Annotated in this window: 2 protein-coding genes; both read right to left on the reverse strand. The window is 63.8% G+C overall.

Going from position 1 to position 2,195, the window contains the following annotated elements:
* Positions 1-171: DEAD/DEAH box helicase (locus tag AB4Z11_RS30025; protein WP_442029588.1), on the reverse strand; the 171-nt coding region annotated here is incomplete at its 3' end.
* Between the two features lie 63 nt (positions 172-234).
* A partial coding sequence (locus AB4Z11_RS30030) for a response regulator (protein ID WP_442029586.1) occupies positions 235-2,195 on the reverse strand: 1,961 nt, incomplete at its 5' end.

Raw genomic sequence — 2,195 nt, forward strand, 5'->3', positions numbered from 1 at the left:
GCACAGCGACTTGCCGCTGCCGGTCGGCATGACGGCAAGCGTGTCGCGTCCCGCCAGCACACTATCGATCACGCGCTGCTGGCCGCTCCGCAGCTGGTCTACGCCAAATACATTGCGCAGCAGGCCGCGGATCAGCTGCGTGCGCGTCTGGCCCTTAATTGATTTTCCCATGCTGGCACTGTAGGCCACCGGGGATGCGCACGTTATCGGACGGCGGCTGCCATCGCCGTAGGATTAATGCTCAGCAGGAGGGTTGAGCGCAGCTTCCAGCTCGGCCAGTTCATAAGGCTTGCGTAGCATGCTGGCTGGGAATTCCAGTTGATCAAGGGCTTCCTTGCCGTAGCCGGTCGAGAAGATCACGCGCAGCGGCTGCTGCGTCAGCGCGCGCCGCGCCAGTTCGATGCCGGAAATGCCCGGCAGGCTGACGTCAGTGAACAGGATATCGAAGTGCTGCTGCGCGATCAGCTCCAGCGCGGCCTCGCCATTGCCAACACCAGTCACCGTATGGCCCAGCATGCCGATCAGCTCGCAGACCATCTGCAGGGAATCGGGATTATCTTCCACCACCAGGATGCGCATCGATGCCTCACGCGCGGCGATATCTGTCGCTGTCATTGCCGGCGCTTCGGGCATCGTGCGCTGATCCAGCACTTGCCGCAGCTTGCGTGCCAGCTCGTCGCGCTGATAGGGTTTGCTTAACAATTCCAGGCCTTCGTCGAGGCGGCCGCCATGCACGATGGCGTTCTGCGGATAGCCGGATGTGAACAGCACCGCCAATTCCGGCCGCAGCTCGCAGGCGATGCGCGCCAGATCAGGGCTGCGCACGGAACCGGGCATGACCACATCGGTGAACAGCAGGTCGATCGGCGTCGTCCCGTGCAGGATACGCAAGGCCTCCTCGCCGTTCTGCGCCTGCAGCACGCGGTAGCCCAGCGTGCAGAGCATGTCATACACCACGGCGCGCACGCCCGGATCGTCTTCCACCACGAGGATGGTTTCCGTGCCGCCGGTCACCGGGCTGCTCAGGTCGTGCACGGTGTTCTCTTCTTCATTCATCATGGAACGGGGCAAATAGATTTTGACACTCGTTCCCTGTCCAGGTTCACTATAAATCTTGATGTGGCCGCGGCTTTGCTTGACGAAGCCATACGCCATCGACAGGCCCAGTCCGGTGCCCTCGCCTTCCGGCTTCGTCGTGAAGAAAGGCTCGAAGGCGCGCTCCACCACTTCCGGCGACATGCCGCAGCCGGTGTCCGTCACGGCCAGCATCACGTAAGGGCCGGACGGCACGTCGACCAAGCGGTTGACGTAGTATTCGTCCAGCACGGCATTGCCCAGCTCAATGGTCAGGCGGCCCGTACCGCCCATGGCATCGCGCGCATTGATGGCCAGGTTCAGGACGACCGCCTCGATTTGCGCCGGGTCCACCAGCGTATTCCACAAGCCGCTGCCGACCACGGTGACCAGTTCCACCGCTTCGCCGATGGCATTACGCAGCAGCTCCTCCATCTCGCCGACCAGGCGGCCCAGATCGGTCACCACCGGGCGCAGCGGCTGGCGCCGCGCAAACGCCAGCAGCTGGCTGGACAGCTTGGCGCCGCGGTCCACTGCATCCTGCGCCATCTCCACGCGGCGCCGCGCGACATCGTTGTTCCGCATCTGCATTTGCAGCATTTGCAGATTGCCGGCGATGATCTGCAGAACGTTGTTGAAATCGTGCGCCACGCCTCCCGTGAGCTGGCCCACCGCTTCCATCTTCTGCGACTGGCGCATGGCTTCTTCGGCTTTGCCGCGCTCGGCAATTTCGCGGCCTACGCGTTCTTCCAGCGTATCGTTCAGCTCGCGCAGCGCGACTTCGACGCGGCGGCGCTCGGTGATGTCGGTCTTCACGGCGATCAGTGCCAGCGGACGGCCCTGCTCATCATCCAGCCTGCTCATGCTGGACGAGACCCAGACCCAGTCGCCATCCGGCCGGTAGTAGCGCTTCTCCAGCGTGAACGGCACGCCGGTCTTCAGCAGCTGTTCGACCCGCGCGCGGTTCTCCGCCATGTCATCCGGGTGAATCAGGTCGTCCATGTGCAGGCCGAGCAGGTCGGGTTCGCTGCGCCCCAGCATCTGGCACAGTGCATCGTTGACGCGGGCGAAGCGGCCATCCAGCGTCAGTTCGGACAGGCCCACCGAGGCTTGCGCGAAGA

The sequence above is a fragment of the Pseudoduganella sp. RAF53_2 genome (assembly GCF_052113985.1).
In the GTDB taxonomy this organism is placed as follows: Bacteria; Pseudomonadota; Gammaproteobacteria; order Burkholderiales; family Burkholderiaceae_D; genus Rugamonas.